This window comes from Psychrobacter sp. MES7-P7E (assembly GCF_002863645.1).
Classification (GTDB): domain Bacteria; phylum Pseudomonadota; class Gammaproteobacteria; order Pseudomonadales; family Moraxellaceae; genus Psychrobacter.
On the sequence record NZ_PJBU01000031.1, the window covers coordinates 1 to 2,086 of the forward strand.

A 2,086-nucleotide genomic window follows, 5' to 3' on the forward strand; every position below is an offset into this window, starting at 1 on the left:
GTTCTATACACACCCTAGTGAGGTGCTCTTCTTTTTTCAATCACTTTCGAAGTTGAGAGTGGGGTATGATATAGGTAATAAACAACATACCGTGTGCCATACCGATGTATTTCACACCTTCTGGAATGTCCATCATATATTTTAGTGGCATGGCGATGAAGAGCAATAATAAGAAAGAGGTGCCTTCTAGATAGCCTATAGTCAGCTGAATGTAAAAATGTTATGGATTTAAACGCGCTACTGGTATAAATTTTCTTTGCGTGCTGCTTACACAGAGGCTGCACAAAATTCATCCCAGTAGCACTGTATCATTTTTAAAGTGGGTTAACTAGACAGCTAAAAGGATAAAAAATGACCAAACCTAATCCAAGAGTATTAGAAGTAAAAGGCGTATTCGTTGAGCCTGCATCGGCGGCTTCAATCGGCGGTGCAATCCGTGATATTAAAGCAGGTAAAATCGCTGAAGGTTCGGTGATCGTTTGCACAGTGACGGGTAATGGTCTAAAAGATCCTGACACTGCGATCAAACAATGTGCCGATGCCGTGATGCTCACCATCAATGCCACATTGGATGATGTCAGAACATCAATCCTATCAAATATGGAAAAATAATTTTTCATGCTTTGCTCAGAAGAAAATACTTAAAAAGCCAACCAACTGCGGTTGGTTTTTTTTATTGCATCGTGCAGAATATAAACTGTATAAGAATAATTCCTATTTACAAACAATTTGATACAGTTTGATTTGTTTTGGTGCAAAATCAATAAATCGCCCAATATTTGTGCAATACAATAATGCTTCAAAGTTGGTTTTGTAAGTTATTGCAGTTTTATTGCAAAGAAATAAGATAAAACAGTAACTTAATAAAGTTGGCACGCCCTTTGCTATTTCAATAACAAGTTCAGAGTCAAATCATTTCGATTTGAACATTTGTAATAAACAGCTTGGGGGAATACCAACATGAACTTTAAACTTTCTACATTAGTGGCTGCATCTTTACTCACTTGTGCAAGTGGCTTGACTATGGCAGCTGAAAGCGATGTATCATTCTCTGGTACTGCAGCAATGACTTCAGATTACCGCTATCGTGGTATGACACAAACTGAAAGCGACCCTGCCGTTCAAGTTGGTTATGGATTAACCCATAGCTCTGGCTTATACGCAGGTGTCTGGGGCTCGAATGTCGGCTTTGGTAGCTCATTAGAGCTCGATCCATATGTAGGTTATAGCACTGAACTTGGCTCTTTGGCGTCTAAACCAGTTTTAGATGTCGGTTTATGGTACTACGGCTATCCAAGTGCTTCTGATTTGAATTGGCTTGAGCTGTATGCACGTCTAGGTTTTGCAGACACCATCACTGTTGGTGACAGTTTGCTTGCAAGCGTGAATTTCACTAATGATTTTTTTGGCTTAGATACTGATGCATGGTATTTAAACCTGACTTATAGCATGCCATTGAGCGCATCTTTCGGTGGTGTAGCAAGCTTAGGTTATACCACTGCTGACGATTATGATTTCAGTGATAACGCTAGTGGCGATGATAACTACATCGACTGGAAAGTTGGTGTGACTTACAGCTTTGCTTCTGTTGAAGACCTGTCAGCTGAGCTTGCTGCTGTCGGCACAAATATTGACGCCGACACCAACCCGTACAAACGTGGTGTAGAGACTGGTGCTGTATTTACAATTACTAAAGCATTCTAAGTTGTAAATAGCATAGGCTAGAAAATTAGCCTTGCGATAAAAAAATCCTGTCTTACTTCAAGGCAGGATTTTTTTATGGAGAATTGGTTCTAAATACGTCTTGGCATGTTAAATGCTTAATATTTATATCGAATAAAGATTGTTTGAATAGATTAAAAAGAAGGGGCTGTCCTAGATGAGTAAAATTATTTAGGATAGCACTATGAGAAAGAGTAAACTAAGTTGGTATAAACAAAGCAGACTCATCGAGTTATTTGTTGCCGGTTCTACCGCGAGAACAGCAGCAAGCCTAATTGGTGTTAATAAAACCACAGCCAGTTATTACTTTCATAGGCTAAGACTGCTTATTTACGAGAATAGGGGCTGTATAGAATTGAGAAAA

Annotated in this window: 1 protein-coding gene and 3 pseudogenes; 3 read left to right on the forward strand and 1 reads right to left on the reverse strand. The window is 39.1% G+C overall.

The window, feature by feature from the left end:
- Positions 1-64: 64 nt before the first annotated feature.
- A pseudogene (locus tag CXF62_RS14985) lies at positions 65-211 on the reverse strand (DUF3817 domain-containing protein); the annotation flags it as partial.
- Between the two features lie 173 nt (positions 212-384).
- On the opposite strand from CXF62_RS14985, the pseudogene CXF62_RS01315 reads away from it, so the two are divergent.
- From CXF62_RS01315 to CXF62_RS01325, 3 genes and pseudogenes are all read left to right on the forward strand, one after another.
- Positions 385-612, forward strand: a pseudogene (locus CXF62_RS01315) (threonine synthase); the annotation flags it as partial.
- 348 nt (positions 613-960) lie between these two features.
- On the forward strand, positions 961-1,704 hold the full coding sequence (locus tag CXF62_RS01320) for a TorF family putative porin (RefSeq protein ID WP_071001644.1): 744 nt from the start codon (positions 961-963) through the stop codon (positions 1,702-1,704).
- Positions 1,705-1,906: 202 nt separating this feature from the next.
- A pseudogene (locus tag CXF62_RS01325) lies at positions 1,907-2,086 on the forward strand (IS1595 family transposase); the annotation flags it as partial.

Coding starts and splice junctions, on each gene's coding strand:
- CXF62_RS01320 (WP_071001644.1), top strand. CDS start 961: ATGAACTTTAAACTTTCTACATTAGTGGCTGCATCTTTACTCACTTGT.